Annotated in this window: 16 protein-coding genes; 9 read left to right on the top strand and 7 right to left on the bottom strand. The window is 74.6% G+C overall.

Annotated features, from left to right (window positions below):
• The first annotated feature begins 147 nt into the window (after positions 1 to 147).
• Positions 148 to 1059, top strand: a complete 912-nt coding sequence (locus tag AMK24_RS01530) for an NYN domain-containing protein (RefSeq protein WP_073764145.1) — start codon at positions 148 to 150, stop codon at positions 1057 to 1059.
• Between the two features lie 49 nt (positions 1060 to 1108).
• Here the strand turns inward: AMK24_RS01530 and AMK24_RS01525 are convergent, their stop codons facing one another.
• Together AMK24_RS01525 and AMK24_RS01520 are read right to left on the bottom strand one after the other, a co-directional pair.
• On the bottom strand, positions 1109 to 1969 hold the full coding sequence (locus AMK24_RS01525) for an alpha/beta fold hydrolase (RefSeq protein ID WP_073764143.1): 861 nt from the start codon (positions 1967 to 1969) through the stop codon (positions 1109 to 1111).
• A 113-nt stretch (positions 1970 to 2082) separates the two neighbouring features.
• Positions 2083 to 4533, bottom strand: coding sequence for a DEAD/DEAH box helicase (locus tag AMK24_RS01520; protein ID WP_242434881.1), 2451 nt, complete (start codon positions 4531 to 4533; stop codon positions 2083 to 2085).
• A gap of 313 nt (positions 4534 to 4846) precedes the next feature.
• On the opposite strand from AMK24_RS01520, the gene AMK24_RS01515 reads away from it, so the two are divergent.
• Positions 4847 to 5593, top strand: coding sequence for a ferritin-like fold-containing protein (locus AMK24_RS01515; RefSeq protein WP_073764141.1), 747 nt, complete (start codon positions 4847 to 4849; stop codon positions 5591 to 5593).
• An 8-nt stretch (positions 5594 to 5601) separates the two neighbouring features.
• Here the strand turns inward: AMK24_RS01515 and AMK24_RS01510 are convergent, their stop codons facing one another.
• The 4 genes from AMK24_RS01510 to AMK24_RS01495 all read right to left on the bottom strand — a co-directional run bounded on the left by AMK24_RS01510 (position 5602) and on the right by AMK24_RS01495 (position 7519).
• Positions 5602 to 5871 (bottom strand): hypothetical protein, encoded by a 270-nt coding sequence (locus tag AMK24_RS01510; protein ID WP_073764139.1) that lies wholly within the window; start codon positions 5869 to 5871, stop codon positions 5602 to 5604.
• Between the two features lie 255 nt (positions 5872 to 6126).
• Positions 6127 to 6354, bottom strand: coding sequence for a DUF3107 domain-containing protein (locus AMK24_RS01505; RefSeq protein WP_010061602.1), 228 nt, complete (start codon positions 6352 to 6354; stop codon positions 6127 to 6129).
• A 138-nt stretch (positions 6355 to 6492) separates the two neighbouring features.
• A complete protein-coding gene (locus AMK24_RS01500) occupies positions 6493 to 7134 on the bottom strand; it encodes a TetR/AcrR family transcriptional regulator (RefSeq protein ID WP_073764137.1) in 642 nt (213 codons plus the stop codon).
• Between the two features lie 169 nt (positions 7135 to 7303).
• Positions 7304 to 7519, bottom strand: a complete 216-nt coding sequence (locus AMK24_RS01495; RefSeq protein WP_073764135.1) for a hypothetical protein — start codon at positions 7517 to 7519, stop codon at positions 7304 to 7306.
• A gap of 118 nt (positions 7520 to 7637) precedes the next feature.
• On the opposite strand from AMK24_RS01495, the gene AMK24_RS01490 reads away from it, so the two are divergent.
• From AMK24_RS01490 to moeZ, 7 genes are all read left to right on the top strand, one after another.
• A complete protein-coding gene (locus AMK24_RS01490; RefSeq protein WP_073764133.1) occupies positions 7638 to 8603 on the top strand; it encodes an alpha/beta fold hydrolase in 966 nt (321 codons plus the stop codon).
• 8 nt (positions 8604 to 8611) lie between these two features.
• Positions 8612 to 10111 (top strand): DUF3152 domain-containing protein, encoded by a 1500-nt coding sequence (locus tag AMK24_RS01485; RefSeq protein ID WP_073764131.1) that lies wholly within the window; start codon positions 8612 to 8614, stop codon positions 10109 to 10111.
• 467 nt (positions 10112 to 10578) lie between these two features.
• Positions 10579 to 12495 (top strand): DUF3492 domain-containing protein, encoded by a 1917-nt coding sequence (locus AMK24_RS01475; protein WP_073764127.1) that lies wholly within the window; start codon positions 10579 to 10581, stop codon positions 12493 to 12495.
• Positions 12496 to 12730: 235 nt separating this feature from the next.
• A complete protein-coding gene (locus AMK24_RS01470) occupies positions 12731 to 13945 on the top strand; it encodes a hypothetical protein (RefSeq protein ID WP_242434880.1) in 1215 nt (404 codons plus the stop codon).
• Positions 13946 to 14179: 234 nt separating this feature from the next.
• Positions 14180 to 15145, top strand: a complete 966-nt coding sequence (locus AMK24_RS01465; RefSeq protein ID WP_030277704.1) for an NAD-dependent epimerase/dehydratase family protein — start codon at positions 14180 to 14182, stop codon at positions 15143 to 15145.
• Positions 15133 to 15957, top strand: coding sequence for a spherulation-specific family 4 protein (locus AMK24_RS01460; protein WP_073764125.1), 825 nt, complete (start codon positions 15133 to 15135; stop codon positions 15955 to 15957). The genes AMK24_RS01465 and AMK24_RS01460 overlap by 13 nt, the downstream gene beginning before the upstream one ends.
• Before the next feature lie 99 nt (positions 15958 to 16056).
• Positions 16057 to 17235: an adenylyltransferase/sulfurtransferase MoeZ gene (moeZ, locus tag AMK24_RS01455; RefSeq protein WP_073764123.1), complete on the top strand. Its 1179-nt coding sequence runs from the start codon at positions 16057 to 16059 to the stop codon at positions 17233 to 17235.
• Positions 17236 to 17391: 156 nt separating this feature from the next.
• On the opposite strand, the gene AMK24_RS01450 is transcribed toward moeZ, so the two are convergent.
• Positions 17392 to 18984 (bottom strand): alpha/beta hydrolase, encoded by a 1593-nt coding sequence (locus AMK24_RS01450; protein ID WP_073765585.1) that lies wholly within the window; start codon positions 18982 to 18984, stop codon positions 17392 to 17394.
• Positions 18985 to 19068: the final 84 nt, after the last annotated feature.

Raw genomic sequence — 19068 nt, 5'->3', positions numbered from 1 at the left:
CCGGCAAGAGGGAGAACGCGAGGCTTTCCCCGCGTTCCACACCAGTGATAACGAGATGCCCCCTGCAAACATTCCCTACGCTAAGGAAATTTTTTGGATGTCTAAGTACCCGCGGGTATCCGCACCACCACAGACCACGAGGCCCGCATGAACGAGGCGGATCCGCGGTTCGGGGCGGGAGCCGATCTGGGCGCCCGCCTGGACCGCACCAACGAGCTGCTCCAGCGCATGCTCGTCGAGGTCGCCAAGACCCCCTCGACGCACGCCATCTTCGTGGACGCCGGTTACGTGTACGCCGCGGCCGGACTGCTCGTCACCGGCACCGAGGACCGGCGCTCCTTCGACCTCGACGCCGAAGGGCTGATCGACGCCTTCATCGACAAGGCCCGCACGATCTTCGCGGACAGCCGGCTGCTGCGCGTCTACTGGTACGACGGGGCCCGGCGCCGCATCCACACCACCGAGCAGCAGGCCATCGCCGAACTGCCCGACGTCAAGGTGCGGCTCGGCAACCTCAACGCCAACAACCAGCAGAAAGGCGTCGACTCGCTCATCCGCACCGACCTCGAATCCCTCGCCCGCCACCGCGCCATCAGCGACGCGGCCCTCGTCGGAGGCGACGAGGACCTGGTCTCGGCGGTCGAGGCGGCCCAGGGGTACGGGGCGCGTGTGCACCTCTGGGGCATCGAGGCGGCCGAGGGGCGCAACCAGGCCGAACCACTGCTGTGGGAGGTCGACAGCCAGCGCACCTTCGACCTCGACTTCTGCCGCCCCTACGTCACCCGGCGGCCCGTCACCATGTACGAGGACGACACCCCGGCCCCCTCCCGGGAGGACGTCCGCTTCGTCGGCGCGCAGATCGCCGCGGCCTGGCTCGCGGCCCGGGGCCGGGAATCCCTGGCCGACCTGCTGCCCGGCCACCCCTACCTGCCCGGCTCCATCGACCAGGACCTCCTGGTCGAGGCGGAACGCCTGCTCCAGTGCTCGTTGCGCGGCCACGCCCACCTGCGGCGGGCGCTCCGCGACGGCTTCTGGCAGCACCTGCAGGCGCAGTACTGACCCTCCGGGGCCCGGGTACAGGATCAGGGCGTCCCGCGGGCCGGGGCTGTCAGGCGGACGGCCCCAGGCCGTCCCAGAACGCCGCCAGGGCCCGCGCGGTCTCCTGCGGGCGGGCGGTGTTGGGGGAGTGCTCGGCCCCGGCGATCGTGGTCCGACGGGCGCCGAGTCGCCGCGCCATGGCGTCGAACAGCTCCACCGGCCAGACGTCGTCGCGCTCCCCGGACAGCACGTGGACGGGCAGTCCCACGGCGGCCAGCTCGTCCACCCGGTCCGGTTCGGAGGCCAGCTGGGCCCCGGTGGCGATCAACTGGGCCGGGTCGTGGGCGAGCCAGCGGCGGCGCAGGTCCGCGCCGTCGCCGGTGTCCGCGTCCTGCGGGGGGTCCAGCGCCCGCATCGCCTCCCACACCTCGTCCATGGACAGGACGGCCAGCGCGTCGCTCAGCATCTTCACCTTGTCCCGCTGGGCGGCGACGACCTCGGCGGGGCCCGAGGACATGAGCGTCAGCGAGCGGAACGGGGTGGCGTCCAGCAGGACGGCGGCGCGGGCGATCTGGCCGCCGAGCGAGTGCCCGAGCAGGTGCAGCTCCCCCGGGCCGGCCTCCGAGGCCGCCGCCTGGGCGAGCACGTCCCGGGCCAGTTCGACCTGGGCGTAGCTCTCCTGGCGGCCCGTCCCCCGCGAAGCGTACTGGCCCCGGCCGTCCACGGCGAGCACCCGGTAGCCCGCCGCGCACAGCGGTTCGAGCAGGGCGACGAAGTCCTCCTTGCTTCCGGTGTACCCGGGCAGCAGCAGGGCGGTGGCCCGCGCCGGGGTACGCGGTACGGCCTCCAGGACGGCGAAGTCGCCGCGCTCGGTGCGAAGGACGCGGGAGCGGGCGCAGGGCGGCGGGGTGAAGGTGGGCGGGCGGCTCATACGGCGAGGCTAACCCCGCCGCCCGGCAGCCGCCGCACCCGGGAAGCGGGAACGGCCCCGGCCCCCGCGGATGCGGGGCCGGGGCCGTTCGTCGTGCGGTGTCGCCGGGTGCCTCAGCTCTCGGTGCTCGTCCCCGTCGCGGCGCCCGCCGGACGGGTGGCCCGACGGCGGCGCGTCTTCGGCGCGGCGGCGGCCTCGCTCACCACGGCCTCGGCGGCGGAGACCACGGCGGCTTCCGGGGCCGCGGTCGAGGTGACGGTGCGGGTGGCCCGGCGGCGGCGCGGCTTGGCCTCCGCCTCGGCGGCGACCGCCTCGGAGACGGCCTTCGACGGGGTCTTCGCGGCGGTCTTCTCCGCGGACTCCGACACCGTCTCCGCCTTGGCGCGGGACTTCGTCGCCCTGGTCGTCCGGGCCTTCGGCTCGGCCGGAGCGGACTCGGCGGCGGTGGCGTCGCCCTGCGGCTCGGCCTTCGTCCGGGACTCGGCCTTCACCTTCGGCTCGGCCTTCGCCTTCGACTCCGTCTTCGGCCTCGACGTGGCGCGGGCCGGGCGGCGGCGCGTCTTCGTCTCGGGCTCCGGCTCGGCGGCCGGGGCGATCTGGAAGTCGACCTCGTCGGCCGGCTTCGCGATCCGGGCACGGCGGCGCGGCCGGGCCTTCGGCTCGGGGGCCGGCTCCGTGATGCCCGCGGCGCCCGCCACGGTCTGGAACTCGGCCGGGGCCGACACGACCGGAGCGGCGGCGACGGGCGCGGCCGTCTCCTCCGCCACCGGCTTCGCGGCGCGGCTGCGACGACGGCGCGGCTTCGTCTCCGCGACGGCCTCGACCCCGGTCTGCGCGACCGGCTCGGCCGACTCGGCCACGGTCTGCGCGACCGGCTCGGCCACGGGCTGTGCGACCGGTGCGGCCTCGGCCACCGGGGCGGCTTCGGTCACCGGTGCGGGCACTGTCGGGGCCTCGGCGACCGCCACGGCCGCCTCGGTGGCGTTGACGCGGGTGCGGCGGCGACGACGCGGGGTGCGCGGCGCGTCGGACGCGCCGCCCTCCTCGGCCGGGGCTGCCGGAGCCGCCTCCTGGGAGGGGGCGGGCACGGTCACGGCGTCCCCCTCCGCACCGGTCCCGCCACGGGTGCGGCGGCGCTGGCGCGGCGTACGGGTGCGCTCCTCGCGCTCCTCGCGCGCCGGAGCGGGGGCGGCGGACTTGCGGCCGCGGCCGCCCGTCTCGCCCAGGTCCTCGACCTCCTCGGCGCGCAGGCCGGCCCGGGTCCGCTCGGCGCGCGGCAGCACGCCCTTGGTGCCCGCCGGGATGCCCAGCTCCTCGAAGAGGTGCGGCGAGGTGGAGTACGTCTCCGGCGGGTCCGGGAACTTCAGGTCCAGCGCCTTGTTGATCAGCTGCCAGCGCGGGATGTCGTCCCAGTCGACCAGCGTGATCGCGATGCCCTTGGCGCCCGCGCGGCCGGTGCGGCCGATGCGGTGGAGGTAGGTCTTCTCGTCCTCCGGCGACTGGTAGTTCACGACGTGGGTCACGCCCTCGACGTCGATGCCGCGGGCGGCGACGTCGGTGCAGACCAGGACGTCGACCTTGCCGTTGCGGAAGGCGCGCAGCGCCTGCTCGCGGGCGCCCTGGCCGAGGTCGCCGTGGACCGCGCCGGAGGCGAAGCCGCGCTTCTCCAGCTGCTCGGCGATGTCGGCCGCCGTGCGCTTCGTGCGGCAGAAGATCATCGCGAGCCCGCGGCCCTCGGCCTGGAGGATGCGGGCGAGCATCTCCGGCTTGTCCATGTTGTGGGCGCGGTAGACGTGCTGGACCGTGTTCTTGACGGTCGTGCCCTCGTCGTCGGGCGACGTGGCGTTGATGTGCGTCGGCTGCGACATGTAGCGCCGGGCCAGGCTGATGACGGCGCCCGGCATGGTCGCCGAGAACAGCATCGTCTGGCGCTTGGGCGGCAGCATCGTGATGATGCGCTCGACGTCGGGCAGGAAGCCCAGGTCCAGCATCTCGTCGGCCTCGTCGAGGACGAGCCCGCGGATGTGGGAGAGGTCCAGCTTGCGCTGGCCCGCCAGGTCCAGCAGGCGGCCCGGGGTGCCGACGATCACGTCGACGCCCTTCTTGAGGGCCTCGACCTGGGGCTCGTACGCCCGGCCGCCGTAGATCGCGAGAACGCGGACGTTACGGACCTTGCCGGCCGTGAGCAGGTCGTTGGTGACCTGCTGGCACAGCTCGCGGGTGGGGACGACGACGAGCGCCTGCGGGGCGTCGGTCAGCTGTTCGGGCTTGGCGCGGCCGGCCTCGACGTCGGCGGGGACGGTCACGCGCTCCAGGAGCGGAAGGCCGAAGCCGAGCGTCTTGCCGGTGCCGGTCTTGGCCTGGCCGATGACGTCGGAGCCGGAGAGGGCTACGGGGAGCGTCAGCTCCTGGATGGGGAAGGGGGACGTGATGCCGACCGCCTCAAGGGCTTCGGCCGTCTCGGGAAGAATGCCGAGGTCTCGGAACGTAGTCAGGGTGCTGCCTCTTCTGTGAGACGCGGTCCGAGGCGAACGCTGGGGGTCGTACCGTGCCGGGTTGGTCATCCGGCCGGTTAAGGGCCGGGTGGCGCGGGACCACTGCCGTCGCTCGAGCGCTCGTGCCGCTGAGGGGGCCCCTCATCTGCCGTCGTACGTGTCGTACGCACCGCGTGGAGGGCTGTCGGGTCGGAGCCGATCGGGCCACCGACCGGGCATCCTCATTCAAGGGCGCGCCCCTGGCACAGCACAGTGCTCAGTAAGCGCAATACCACTGTACCCCGGATTCGCGCATGTGTGTTGGATGAATTCATCGGAAGGGTGGGGAGCCCCGGCTGACCAGCCCCTTCCGCCCTGAGCGGAGAGGGCTATCGTTCCGTTCATGGAGACGCCAGACCACGCCACCGATACCCCCGCAGACCCCGCCGGAGCCACCGGGATCGCCGCCCAGGACTGGGCCACCGCGGCCGCCGACCCGCAGTACCGCGCAGCCGTCGTGGACCTGCTCGGCGCCCTCGCCTACGGAGAGCTGGCGGCCTTCGAGCGGCTGGCGGAGGACGCGAAGCTCGCCCCGACCCTCGCGGACAAGGCGGAGCTGGCGAAGATGGCCGCCGCCGAGTTCCACCACTTCGAGCAGCTCAGCCGCCGGCTGACCGCCGTGGAGGAGGACCCCACCGCCGCGATGGAGCCGTTCGCCAAGGCGCTCGACGACTTCCACCGCCAGACCGCTCCGTCCGACTGGCTGGAGGGCCTGGTCAAGGCGTACGTCGGCGACTCGATCGCGAGCGACTTCTACCGCGAGGTCGCGGCCCGGCTGGACACCGACACCCGCGCCCTCGTGCTGTCCGTGCTCGACGACACGGGCCACGGGAACTTCGCCGTGGAGAAGGTGCGCGCCGCCATCGAGGCCGACCCGCGGGTCGGCGGCCGTCTCGCGCTGTGGGCACGCCGCCTGATGGGCGAAGCGCTCTCGCAGGCGCAGCGGGTGGTCGCCGACCGCGACGCCCTCTCGACGATGCTCGTCGGCGGCGTCGCGGACGGCTTCGACCTGGCCGAGGTGGGCCGGATGTTCTCCCGGATCACCGAGGCCCACACCAAGCGGATGGCCGCGCTGGGACTGGCCGCGTAACCGCCGTGCTACTGGGCCGCCGCCGACCGGGTGAGGCGGCGGCGGGGCCGGATCAGGAGCGACAGCGTCACCGCCCCGACGGACACGGCGCCGATCAGTGTCGCCACCACGTGTCCGGGCCCCAGGGCGGCATGCGTCAGACATGCCCCGAACAGGGCGCCCAGCGGACCGGTGAGGTACACCGCACGGCCGGACGGGAGCCGGTGGGACAGTGATCGCAGCGCCGCCCAGGACAGGGCCAGTCCGAGTGCGGCGGCGCCGAAGGATTCCCAGATCACAGAGGATCACCTCGCGGGGGTGTGCGGGGCGGGCGAAACGGTCGTAGCGGTCCTACCCCCTGCCCACGCCCGGCAACCCTCCCGCGGGCGCCCCCACGCGTACGGAACCGGGCCCCGACCTGCTGTGGAAGCCGTCGGCCCGGTGCGAGGAGGGCCCGTGCGCCCGGGCGGCGGAAGACCCGCACACACCACGGGAGCGGCCCGGCGGGAATCTCTTCCCGCCGGGCCGCTCCCGTGGTCGTCGCGTCCGGTGGACTACAGCGCCCCGAACCCCACCCGCCGGGTGGTCGGCTCGCCGATCTCCACATACGCGATGCGGTCGGCCGGCACCAGGACCTTGCGGCCCTTGTCGTCCGTGAGGCTGAGCAGCTCCGCCTTGCCGCCCAGTGCCGCGGCGACCGCGCTCTCGACGTCCTCGGCGGAAAGCCCGCTCTCCAGCACGATCTCGCGGGGCGTGTGCTGCACCCCGATCTTGACCTCCACGGCTATGTCCCTCCGACGGTCAGTCCTCGCGCGGCGAACCGCGCCGTACGCAGCCACATTAGCCCGGCGGAAGGGACGCTCAGGCCCGACCGGCAACGCCCGCAGCGAACACGGGGCCGGGCGCGGCCCCGCGGGGGCTCAGTGCTGCTCGGCGCCGTGCAGCGGGAAGCCCGCGATGCCCCGCCAGGCCAGCGAGGTGAGGAGCTGGACGGCGGTGTCGCGGGGGACGGGCGACTGGCTGGAGAGCCAGTAGCGCGCCACCACCTGGGAGACGCCGCCGAGCCCCACCGCCAGCAGCATGGACTCGTCCTTGGACAGGCCCGTGTCCCCGGCGATCACGTCGGAGATGGCCTCCGCGCACTGGAGGGAGACCCGGTCGACCCGCTCGCGCACCGCGGGCTCGTTGGTCAGGTCGGACTCGAAGACCAGCCGGAACGCGCCGCCCTCGTCCTGTACGTACGCGAAGTAGGCGTCCATCGTCGCCTCGACGCGCAGCTTGTTGTCGGTCGTCGAGGCCAGCGCCGTGCGCACGGCCTGGAGCAGCGACTCGCAGTGCTGGTCGAGCAGGGCCAGGTAGAGCTCCAGCTTTCCGGGAAAGTGCTGGTAGAGCACCGGCTTGCTGACACCGGCCCGCTCCGCGATGTCGTCCATCGCCGCGGAGTGGTAGCCCTGCGCGACGAAGACCTCCTGCGCGGCGCCCAGCAGCTGATTGCGTCGGGCGCGGCGGGGCAGGCGGGTGCCCCGCGGGCGCGCCGCCTCTGTCTGCTCGATGGCTGTCACGCCGCCTCCCAAATATGTGTTCCGGCACAGCCGGTCCGTGCGCGCTGCGCCGTACAGCCATCGTACTTTTGGGTAACCCGGCTGTGCGCGGCGCGGACGCAGAATTTCACGGACCGGACGGCTGCGGAAGCCACAGTTCTTTCCGTACGCGGGAGCAAAGCGGGGCGTACTACCGGTAATCGTCCTCGTCCAGCGGGATCACCCGGCTCTGTTCCGCCACATCCGCCTCGTTGGCGACGGCCGGGTCGACGTCCTCCACCCGCTCGTCGTCCTCGGGCCGGACCTCCGCCCGCTGCTCGGCGGCGTCCGCCTCGGGGGCCTCGGGCCCCGGACCGTCCGGCTGGACGCCCTCGAAGGTGTCCGGGTCGCTCGGGTCGACCGTCATGTGCCGCTCCCTTCTTGTCGTTCCCCATGAAGCGTAGGAGTTACCCGTCTACCCCGCGATACGGCTTTGTGACGGCGAACACATGATTCATGGCGTGATCTTCTCGTAACATTGCCCCATGTCTTCGACCGAGCTGCCGGGCGTCCAGGCCGCCGCCGCGGCGGTGGCCCCCACGGTCAGCGCCGTCCGGATCGCCGAGGGCGAACGGGTGCGCACCGTGTCCCTGCCGGGGATCGGCCTCCACATCCGCTGCCGGCCGGGCGACCTGCCCGGACTGCCCCCCGCGCTGTACGTGCACGGGCTCGGCGGCTCGTCGCAGAACTGGTCCGCGCTGATGCCGCTGCTGTCCGACGTGGTCGACGGGGAAGCCGTCGACCTGCCCGGATTCGGGGACTCGCCCCCGCCGGACGACGGCAACTACTCGGTGACGGGGCACGCGCGCGCGGTGATCCGGCTGCTGGACGCGGAAAGCCGGGGCCCGGTGCACCTGTTCGGCAACTCGCTGGGCGGTGCGGTCGCCACCCGGGTCGCCGCCGTCCGCCCCGACCTGGTGCGCACCCTCACCCTGATCTCGCCCGCCCTGCCGGAGTGGCGGGTGCAGCGCCCCGCCGTCCCGACCGGTCTGCTGGCGGTCCCGGGGGTCGCATCCCTGTTCGCCCGGCTGACGAAGGACTGGACCGCGGAACAGCGGACGCGCGGAGTCATGGCACTCTGTTACGGCGATCCGGCACGGGTCTCCGAGGAAGCCTTTCGCCATGCGGTGGCCGAGATGGAGCGCCGACTGGAACTGCCGTACTTCTGGGACGCGATGACGCGTTCGGCCCGGGGCATCGTGGACGCGTACACCCTGGGCGGCCAGCAGGGACTGTGGCGCCAGGCCGAGCGGGTGCTCGCACCGACCCAGCTCGTGTACGGCGGACGGGACCAGCTCGTCTCGTACCGGATGGCGCGCAGGGCGTCCGCGGCCTTCCGCGGCGCCCGGCTGCTGACGCTGCCCGACGCCGGGCACGTGGCGATGATGGAGTACCCGGAGGCGGTCGCCCAGGCGTTCCGGGAACTGCTGGACGAGAGCGGCGGGAGCTGATCCGGGGCGTGGGACGACACAGTCGAAAGGGCTCCGGGGCGATCCGCCCGGACGCGACGGAAGAACCGGGCGGCGAGCGCGCCGCGGCGCCTCCCGCGTCCGGCACCGGTCGACGCCGGCGGCCCGCGCCGCCGGGCGACCGGCGGGACGTGTTCTCCCCGCTGACCGGCGACGGCCACGGCCCGTCCGCCTCCGACGCCCCGCAGGTGCGCGGCGGCCACCCCGAACAGCACGAGCGGGGCGGCGGCTGGGGGACCGGCCCGGCCGTCCGTCCCGGCCAGGGGTACGAAGCCCCCGCGCCGCACGTGGACCCGCCCCGCCGGCGCCCCGGCCCGGACCGCCGCCCCGGCGACGACCGGCCGCACCCCGGCGACGACCGGCCGCACCCCGGCGACGACCGGCCGCACCCCGGCGGCCCCGTGGCCCAGGGCGGCGACGCCCGGCAGCAGGCCGTGGCCCGCCAGATCTCCGCCCAGCGCGCGGCCCAGCGGGTCGCGGACGGCCGGACGGGCCGGCGGCAGCCGACGCCCGACGGGCCCGCGGTGCCCGGTCCGCGCCGGGAGTTCCTGGAGGCCTTCGACGCCGGTGACCCGGCGAGCACGCCCGCCGCGCCGCCGCCCGCAGCCCCGGACGGCGCCGAGGGGGCCGGGCCGCAGGCCCCGGAGCCCGACGAAAGTCCCGGCCTCCGGAGCAGCCGCGGGCGGACGTGCACCGGAATCGCCGCCGCCGCGGTGACCACCGTGCTCGCCGTCGTGGTCGCCGGCCAGGTCGCCGAGGACTCCGCCGGCCGCGCGGCCGCCGCGCGCGCCGCCGGCCTGGAGCGGCCGGGCCCGGGCGATGAGGCGTCGCGCTCCGACAACCGCCCGACCCCGAACCATGCCTCGCCCAAGCCCCAGGTCAAACCCCTCTCGTACGCGGCCAAGATGGCGCAGCCGTTTCCGCTGACCGCCGATCTCCGGGGGAGCGGCGAGTTCGAGGCGGTGCCCGGCCTGGCTAAGGCCCCCGGGAAGGGGCAGAAGCGCACGTACCGGATCGACGTGGAGAAGGGGCTCGGCCTCGATGCGGGGCTGTTCGCCGAAGCCGTGCAGAAGACGCTGAACGACGACCGGAGTTGGGCGCACAACGGCGCGATGACCTTCGAACGGATCTCGTCGGGCACCCCGGAATTCGTGATCACGCTCGCCAGCCCCGGCACCACCGGCGACTGGTGTGCCAAATCCGGTCTGGACACCACGGTCGACAATGTCTCCTGCGACTCCGCCGCGACCGACCGTGTCATGATCAACGCCTACCGCTGGGCCCAGGGCGCGGCCACCTTCGGTCCGGACAAGTTGCTGGCGTACCGCCAGATGCTCATCAACCACGAGGTCGGCCATCGCCTCGGCCACAACCATGTGAACTGCCGCACCCCGGGCGCCCTCGCTCCGGTCATGCAGCAGCAGACCAAAACCCTTGAGCTGGAAGGCGTCACGTGCAAGCCCAACCCCTGGGTGTACCCCGAGGGTTGAGCTGATCCGGTCCCCGTGACCGGGTGGCCGCCTCCGGGTCCTCGCCCGCTCGCGGAGCTGCGGCGGAAGGCGGCCATCGGCCCGGTCTTCGGCGCCCCGGCCCGGCCGCGGCCCGCCGCCCTGCTCGCGGTGGTGCGCCGGGGCGTGGCCGTCGAGCGGGGCGGGGTCGACGAGGTGGCCGGAGGCCCCAGGCCCCGTATCCGCGGCAGCTTCCGGCGCTGGCGCGCGCCCTCGCGCCCCTGCTCGCGGCGCCCCGGATGGGGCTGGCCCGAGCCTGACTCTCCGTAACGGCAGGCCGCTGTATCGCGACGGAACGCGACCGGGGCGGGAAAGTTACGACGGTTCACCCCTTTCGGTGGTGCGACGGACAACCGTCCGGCGCACCACCGAGGTATCCGCTTACGGTCGTCCCGCTGCGAGTCGCCAGGCAACGGTGGCCGCCCACAAGGGAGATCGGGGGTGTATTCGTGCGGATCGGACTGCTCACCGACGGTGGTTACCCGTATGCCGCCGGTGATTCCGGGCTCTGGTGCGACCGGCTGGTGCGCGGGCTGCCGCAGCACGCGTTCGACCTGTTCGCGCTGAGCCGCTCCGCCCACCAGGAGGACCAGGGCTGGGTCCGGCTGCCGCACCAGGTCAGCCGCGTGCGCACCGCGCCGCTGTGGGCCCCCGACGACGGCGCCCTGCGCGGCAGTGGCGAACGCGGCCTGCTGGCCCGGCTGGTGACGGGGGGCGAGCAGGCCTACGGGCGGCGCGACCGCCGACGCTTCGCCGGGTGTCTCGCCGCCCTGGCCGCCGCGGTCTGCGCCCCCGACGAGCCCGGCGCGCAAGCGGGCGCGGGCCCCGGAGCGGAGCTGTTCGCCGAAGGGCTGTACGGCCTCGCCGAGCTGGCCCGCGAACGCGGCGGACTCCACTCCGCGCTGCGCTCCGAGACCGCCGTCCGCCTCCTGGAGGCCGCGTCCCTGGCCCGGGGCGCCGGCCGCACCGTGCGGAGCGCCACCGTCCCCGACCTGCTCGCCTTCGCCGCGGAACTGGAGCGCGCGCTGCGCCCGCTCTCACTGGACTGGTACGACGAGGAGAGCCTGGGCGCGGTCGACCTCTGCCACGCCGCCTCCGGCGGGGCGGCGGCCCTCCCGGGGCTCCTGGCCAAACGCTTCTTCGGGGTGCCGCTGCTGGTCACCGAGTACGGCGTACCGCTGCGCGCCCACTATCTGACCGCCTCCGACAGCGGGTACGGGGCGCCTGTGCGCGCCCTCCTCGCCGGTTTCCACCGCCGCCTCGCCGCCGAGACCTACCGGCAGGCCGCGCTCGTCACCTCCGGCAACACCCACGTGCGCCGCTGGCAGCGGCGGTGCGGAGCCGACCCCGCCAAGCAGCGCACCGTCTACCCCGGCATGGCCGCCGAGCGGTTCGACCCGGTCGGTGAGGAGGCCGAGCGCCCGGCCGCCACGGGCGAGGGCGCGGGGCCGGGCGGCCCGGACACCCTGGTCTGGGTCGGCCGGATCGAACCCGCCAAGGACCTGGGCACCCTCCTGCGCGCCTTCGTCGAGGTCCGCCGCGCCGAACCGGACGCCCGGCTGCGGATCTTCGGCGCCCCGGTGGACGGCGACGAGGCCGCCCACCTCGCCCGCTGCAAGGACCTGGCCGCCCGGCTCTTCCCGGGCGGGGGCCCCGGTGCGGACGGGAGCGGGGCGTCCGGCGCCGAGGGCGCCCGGGCCGTCACCTTCGAGGAGGTCGGCGGGCCGCACGGCCCCGGCCTGGCGGAGGCGTACGGGGCGGGCGGCGTGATCGTGCTGTCCAGCACCGTCGAGGGCTTCCCGGTCGGCCTGGTGGAAGCCATGTTCTGCGGCCGGGGCACCGTCTCCACCGACGTGGGCGCGGTCGCCGAGGTCATCGGCGGCACCGGCCTGGTGGTGCCCCCGCGCAACCCCGGGGCGCTCGCGGACGCCTGTGTGGCACTGCTGCGCGACCCCGCGCGCCGTGCACGCCTGGGCGCGGCGGCGCACGCCCGCGCACGCGAACTCTTCACCGTCGAACAGAACCTCGCGGCATTTCGCGGCATTTACCTGGAGCTGATGTCGCACGCCCCGGTGCGCCGGGAAGCGGACACGGTGGACGCCCACGGCGACCCCCTGCCCTTCGCCATTCCCCTGGAGGCGCGGCTCCCCGGCCCGTGGGCCCGGCCCGGGGCACACCTGCGCGAGGTCGGGGCGGGGGCGGCCCGGGGCCCGGCGGCGCTCCCCGCCGCGTGCCGGCAGGCCGCGACGGACGGGATCCGGTCGCCGGACCGGCCCGGCGAGCCCGAGCCGCAGCACACGCGGGAGCCGGAGCCCGAGGGCCTCTGCGCGATCGCGGTGGGACCGGTGGGGAGCGGCGATGCGTGACCACCCGCCCGGCGACCGCCCCGCCGACCCGGAGCCGGGGGGCGGCCCCGTCCGCCGGGCCGATTCCCCTCGCCCGGCCGACTCCGGCCGCGCGGGCGACCCGGTCCGCGGGGGCGGCCCCGCCCGCCGGAAGGGCCCGGCCACGGGGCGCGGGCCGGGCCCCGGCGCCCGCCCCCGTACCCCGCACGCGGCCCACCGCGGCCACCCGGCCCGCCCCGATCACGGAGACCGTTCGATGACCCGTCCGGACGACCCGGCGGCCCCTGCCGCCGCACCTGAGCGGCCCGCGCCCGCACCTGAGCGGCCCGCGCCCGCCCCCGAGCGGCCCGCGGAGATCGCGGCCCGCACCCCGGCGCGGCGGCCCTCCGCAGGAGGCCGTCGCGGACCGGCCGACCCCGTGACGTCCCTGCTGCGCCACCACCGCGACCTGTGCGAACGGGCCGTGGACCCGCTGGAGATCGCCGCCGGTCTGGAGGCGCACGGCCTCACCGACCGCACCGTCGCCCGCTACCGCCACCGGGACGTCTTCGCCCTCGCAGAGGAGCTGTACGCCCGCATGCCTCCCCGGGCGCACCGGCCCGCGCCCGGCGGCCCGTCGGCCGCGCCGCCCGGCCCCGACACCGGGGACCGGGCCGCCTGGACGCTGCTCGCGCTGCTCCCCGGCGCCGTCTGCCTGGCGACCGCCGGAGCGCTGCGGGCCACCGAGGGCGTCCTCGACGACGGGGCGCGCTCCCTCGTCACCGTCCTCGGCGCCCTGCTGGCCTGCCTGGCGCTGCGCGCCTGCCTGGGGCGCGGGCCCCTGCGCGCCCCCGGGGGAGCGGGACGCGCGGGCCTGTACGGCTGCTGGCTGCTGAGCTACGCGGTGTACGGCGAGGGACTGCTCGACCAGGTCATGACGGGTGGCCCGGACGGGCCGTGGAACGGTACCCCCGCCCCGCTGCTCGGCCTCGCCGCCGCCGTCGCCCCGGCCGCCTGGTGCGCCCACCTCTTCACCGTCCGGGCCCACCGCAAACTGGCCGGCAGCCGCGCCCTGGAGGAGTTCGGCGCGGGCGTGCGCCCTCTGCTGCTCGCCGCCGTCGCCCTCTTCCTCGGTGCGCTGCTGCCCCTGCTGCACCTGGCCGGCTTCGCCGGAGGCGGCGCGACGGTCGGAGCCGTCGCCCTCGGGGTCCTGTTCTTCGTGGCCCGGCTGCTCGCCGCGCACGGACTGCCGGAGCCCGGCACGGTCGCGCTCGCCGCCGCCTGCGCCGTCGAGGCCGCCGCCCCCGCCCTCGTCCTCTCCGCCCGGCTGCCCGGACTCGAACCCGTCGCCCGGCCCGTGAACGCCCTTGTCTCAGCAGGCGGGACGGGCGCCGTGGCCGCCCTCGCCTGCGGCGCGGCCGCGCTCGGCCTGCTGCTGTACGCCTTCCCCGCGCTCTCCCGGGCCTCCGCCCATACCCGCACCCGGAGCTGAGCCGCCGACGGACCGGCGTACCGGAAACCCCTGAGCCCCCCCACGACACGCACCCCCCACGACACGCACCACCCCCACCCGACCCGCTCCTTCACCCGCTTCACCCGCTTCACCCCCGCGGAGCCGACGCCGCGGGTCTTCCCCGCCCGTAGACCGACTGACCTAGGAGACACCCGCCATGACCCCCCAATCCCCCGCACCGGCAGTGAGCCGTCGGCACCGAGGCGGTGCGCGATGAGGGTGCTGCTGCTCGGAGCCAACGGATTCCTCGGCCGCTTCGTCGCCGACCGGCTGCTCGCCGACCCCGCCGTCCACCTCACGGCGCTCGGCCGCGGCGACGACGCCGACGTCCGGTTCGACCTCGCGGGCGGCAGCCCGGGGGCGCTCACCCGCTTCCTGGACGCCGTCCACCCCGGAGTCGTCGTCAACTGCGCGGGCGCCACCCGCGGCGGCGCCCGGGACCTCACCCGTCACAACACCGTCGCCGTCGCCACCGTCTGCGAGGCGCTGCGCCGCAGCGGCTGCGGGGCCCGGCTCGTCCAGGTCGGCTGCGCCTCGGAGTACGGCCCCTCCCAGCCCGGGTCCTCCACCGCCGAGGACGCGGTACCGCGCCCCGGCGGCCCGTACGGCGTCAGCAAGCTCGCCGCCACCGAACTCGTCCTCGGCTCCGGTCTCGACGCCGTCGTGCTGCGGGTCTTCTCCCCGGTCGGCCCCGGCACCCCGGCGGGCTCCCCGCTCGGCCGGCTCGCCGAGGCGATGCGCCGGGCCATGCAGGCGGGCGACGGCGAGCTGAAGCTCAGCGGCCTCGGCGTGCAGCGGGACTTCGTCGACGTACGGGACGTGGCGCGGGCCGTCCACGCCGCTTCGCTCTCCGCCGCGCAGGGCGTCGTCAACATCGGCACCGGGCGGGCCGTCCGGCTCCGCGACGCCGCCGCCGTCCTGGCCCGGGTCGCCGGGTACGCGGGCGCGCTCCACGAGTTGGACGGACCGCCCCCGCGCCTGCCCATCGGGGCCCCGCGGACCTCCGCCGAGTCCGTCATGGAACACCTCTCCGCCACCCCGTCCCCGTACCCGGACGGCTGCGGAGCCTGGCAGCAGGCCGACGTCCGCACCGCCCGGGACCGGCTCGGCTGGCGGCCCCGGATCAACCTGGAGGAGTCGCTCGCGGACATCTGGATGGAGGCGGCGTGCCGTATCTGACCGCTCCCGCCGACGCCCGCAGGACCGCGGGCGGCGAACAGCTCGGCTTCGGCGTCCCCGGTTACGCCCACCCGCTGCTCGCCCCCGCCGAATGGGCCGAGCTGGCCCGCCCCGGCACCCCGCTGCACTGGGCCGTCCTCAACATCGCGAACGGCCCCGGCTCCCGGCCCGACCCGCACTGCCTGGAGGCGGCGGGCCGACTGCGCAACGCCCGCGAGCGGGCCCTGCACGGGGAGGTCCCGGGCGACACCGTCCGGGCCTCCGGCGGCAGGCTGCTCGGCCACCTCGACCTGGCCCACGGCGAGCGGCCCTTCGACGAACTCGTCGCGGACGCCCGGTCGTTCATCGACTGGTACCGGGTCGGCGGCTTCTACCTCGCCCGCTGTCCCGGGGAGCGGACCGGGCTGCCCGCCGTCCGCCGTCTCACCGGCACGCTCCACGCCCTGCTCGCGGAGAGCGACAGCGCGGACGGCGGGGGGCGCCTGGTGCTGGGGCACGGCTTCCAGCCCTACCCCGGCTACGCGGAGGCGGCCGACCAGCTGGTCACCTTCCGGGGCCCCTGGACCGACTACCGCTGGTCGCAGGTGGCCGAGTGGACGGCCGACTACCCGCCGGAGCGGTTCGCCCACTTCGTCCACGGGGTTCCGCGCACCCATCTGGAGGAGGCCATGCGCGTCGCCCGCTGGCAGGGGGCCGGGACGATCTTCTTCACGGACCGGGACGGCCGGAACGGACAAAGCGACCCTTTCGCGACCCTGCCCAGGTACTGGGACGAAATCGTCTCGCGGATCGGACCGGGTATCTCGGAATGAGAAGGGGCGTGGCAGTGTTACGGGGAGAACAACCGTACGTAGCCGACCGTAAGAGGCCGGTCCGCGTAAACTCCGACCACCTGCATTGTTGAGGTTCCTGTGTCGCTGCCACCCCTGGTCGAGCCAGCTGCTGAGCTCACCGTCGACGAGGTCCGCAGGTACTCCCGCCACCTGATCATCCCGGATGTCGGGATGGACGGGCAGAAGCGTCTGAAGAACGCCAAGGTGCTGTGCGTCGGCGCCGGCGGCCTCGGCTCGCCGGCCCTGATGTACCTGGCCGCGGCCGGAGTCGGCACGCTGGGCATCATCGAGTTCGACGAGGTCGACGAGTCGAACCTGCAGCGCCAGATCATCCACAGCCAGGCCGACATCGGCCGCTCCAAGGCGCAGTCCGCCAAGGACTCGGTGCTCGGCATCAACCCGTACGTGAACGTGGTCCTCCACGAGACGCGGCTCGAAGCCGACAACGTGCTGGAGATCTTCGCGCAGTACGACCTGATCGTGGACGGCACGGACAACTTCGCCACCCGCTATCTCGTCAACGACGCGGCGGTGCTGCTCAACAAGCCGTACGTGTGGGGGTCGATCTACCGGTTCGACGGCCAGGCCTCCGTGTTCTGGTCCGAGCACGGCCCCTGCTACCGCTGCCTCTACCCCGAGCCCCCGCCGCCGGGCATGGTCCCCTCCTGCGCCGAGGGCGGCGTGCTGGGCGTGCTCTGCGCGTCGGTCGGCTCCATCCAGGTCACCGAGGCCATCAAGCTGCTCGCCGGCGTGGGCGACCCGCTGGTCGGCCGCCTGATGATCTACGACGCCCTGGAGATGCAGTACCGCCAGGTCAAGGTCCGCAAGGACCCCGACTGCGCGATTTGCGGCGAGAACCCCACCGTCACCGAGCTCATCGACTACGAGGCCTTCTGCGGCGTCGTGTCCGAGGAGGCCCAGGAGGCGGCGGCCGGAGCCACGATCACTCCCAAGCAGCTCAAGGAGTGGATCGACGGCGACGAGAAGATCGAGATCATCGACGTCCGCGAGCCGAACGAGTACGAGATCGTCTCGATCCCGGGCGCGAAGCTGATCCCGAAGAACGAGTTCCTCATGGGCACCGCCCTCCAGGACCTCCCGCAGGACCGGCGCATCGTCCTGCACTGCAAGACGGGCGTCCGCAGCGCCGAGGTCCTCGCGGTCCTCAAGTCCGCGGGCTTCGCCGACGCGGTGCACGTGGGCGGCGGCGTGATCGGCTGGGTCAACCAGATCGAGCCCGAGAAGCCGGTGTACTAGGTGTACTGACTCGCGGCATTGTCAACGCTGCGGCTCGATACCCCTGGGGCGGCCGAGCAGTACGGAAGGGGCCCGGCCCGCAGCGTGCGGGCCGGGCCCCTTCGGCGTACCCGGCGGCCGTCCCCGCGTCGGCCGCGGGCCGCGCCTGCGCGCGGATCAGTCGCAGACGGTGCCGGACCCGGGTGTCTTCCCGTCCAACAGGTAGCCGTCCACCGCGCGTTGCACGCACGCGTCCTTGCTGTTGTAGGCGCCGTGCCCCTCACCCCTGTAGGTCAGCTCGACGCCGACGCCCTTGCCCAGCTTCTCCACCATCGCCTTCGCGCCCGCGTACGGGGTCGCCGGGTCGCCGGTGTTGCCGATGACCAGGATCGGGGCGGAGCCCTCGGCGCTGACGTCCGGGGTCTGCCAGGCGCCCGCGACCGGCCAGCCGGTGCAGCCCATCAGGCCCCAGCCCAGGTAGTCCCCGAACAGCGGGGACGCCTTGCGGAAGGCGGGCAGCGCCGCCTTCGTCTGCTCCAGGGAGAAGCGCTCCTTGCCGTCCGCGCAGTTGATGGCGATGTTGGCGGCGTTGGAGTTGTCGTATCGCCCGTCCTCGGAGCGGCCGTTGAGCGAGTCGGCCAGCGCCAGCAGCAGCCCGCCGTTCTTGCCGCCCGCCTCGTCCAGGCCCTGTTCCAGCAGCGGCCAGGTCTCCTTGGAGTAGAGCGCGGAGGCGATGCCGGTGGTGGCCAGCGTCTGCGTCAGCGCCCGGTCCCCGAGCCCGTCGATCGGCTGCTCCTCCAACGCGTCCAGCAGATCGGCGATGCCCTGCTCGACCTCCTGCCCGGTGGCCCCGGGCAGGGCGCAGTCGTCGCGTTCCGCGCAGTCCTCCGTGAAGTTGTCCAGGGCGAGCTGGAACCCCTCGGCCTGGCCGAGGGCCGACTGCTCGGCGTTCTTCGTGGGATCGACCACCGCGTCGAAGACGGCCCGGCCGACCTTGTCCGGGAAGAGGTGGGCGTACACGCCGCCCAGCTCGGTGCCGTAGGAGATACCGAAGTAGTGCAGTTTCCCGTCGCCGAGCACCGTGCGCATCAGGTCCATGTCGCGGGCGGCGTTCGTCGTGCCCACGAAGGGGAGTTCCTCCCCGGAGTTCTCCTCGCAGTCCGCGATGTAGTCCTTCTGGCCCCGGACGAACCGCTTCTCCTCGGCCGCGTCGTCCGGGGTGGAGTCCTCCTGGTAGAAGGCGTCCAGCTGGGCGTCGTCCGCGCACTCCACGCCCTCGCTGCGGCCCACCCCGCGCGGGTCGAAGCTCACCAGGTCGTACCGGGTGCGGAGCTTGTCGTACTCGGTGCCGAAGGCCGGCAGCGTCGCGACGCCCGACGCTCCGGGACCGCCGAAGTTGAACACCAGCGAGCCGATCCGCCGCTTCTGGTCCTTGGCCTTCGCCCGTACCAGCGCCAGCTCGATCGTGCGGCCGTCCGGCTTCGCGTAGTCGAGGGGGACGTCCATGAAGGCGCACTCCCAGACCGCGCCGCCGGGCAGCGGGGACGGGGACTCGCCGCCGCCCTGGGAGGCGTTCGGGGGCGGGCACCGGGACCAGTCGAGCTTCTGCGACGCCAGGTCGCCGGCGGTGGAGGAGGGGGAGGCGGTCGAGGCCGCGGTCGGTGTCGAGGACCCGCCCCCGTCGCCGTCGTCCGAACAGGCGGCCAACGACAGCAGCGCGGTGGCGGTGGCGGCGAGGGCGGCGGCGCGCAGGGCGGGGGAAGTCCTCATGCCCCCCATCGTGGGGCGGGCCGCCGGGGAGCGCGGCCGGGCGCGGTCCATGCGGGTGGCGGTACGGACGGCCCACCGCCCTCG

It is taken from the genome of Streptomyces sp. CB02366 (assembly GCF_001905905.1).
Taxonomy (GTDB): Bacteria; Actinomycetota; Actinomycetes; order Streptomycetales; family Streptomycetaceae; genus Streptomyces.
Note: the sequence above shows the minus strand (reverse complement) of the source record. Positions and strands in the feature narration are given on the sequence as shown.

Coding starts and splice junctions, on each gene's coding strand:
- AMK24_RS01470 (WP_242434880.1), top strand. CDS start 12,731: ATGACCCGTCCGGACGACCCGGCGGCCCCTGCCGCCGCACCTGAGCGG.
- AMK24_RS01520 (WP_242434881.1), bottom strand. CDS start 4,533: ATGACCAACCCGGCACGGTACGACCCCCAGCGTTCGCCTCGGACCGCG.
- AMK24_RS01465 (WP_030277704.1), top strand. CDS start 14,180: ATGAGGGTGCTGCTGCTCGGAGCCAACGGATTCCTCGGCCGCTTCGTC.
- AMK24_RS01495 (WP_073764135.1), bottom strand. CDS start 7,519: ATGACGGTCGACCCGAGCGACCCGGACACCTTCGAGGGCGTCCAGCCG.
- AMK24_RS01450 (WP_073765585.1), bottom strand. CDS start 18,984: ATGAGGACTTCCCCCGCCCTGCGCGCCGCCGCCCTCGCCGCCACCGCC.
- AMK24_RS01525 (WP_073764143.1), bottom strand. CDS start 1,969: ATGAGCCGCCCGCCCACCTTCACCCCGCCGCCCTGCGCCCGCTCCCGC.
- AMK24_RS01530 (WP_073764145.1), top strand. CDS start 148: ATGAACGAGGCGGATCCGCGGTTCGGGGCGGGAGCCGATCTGGGCGCC.
- AMK24_RS01490 (WP_073764133.1), top strand. CDS start 7,638: ATGTCTTCGACCGAGCTGCCGGGCGTCCAGGCCGCCGCCGCGGCGGTG.
- AMK24_RS01515 (WP_073764141.1), top strand. CDS start 4,847: ATGGAGACGCCAGACCACGCCACCGATACCCCCGCAGACCCCGCCGGA.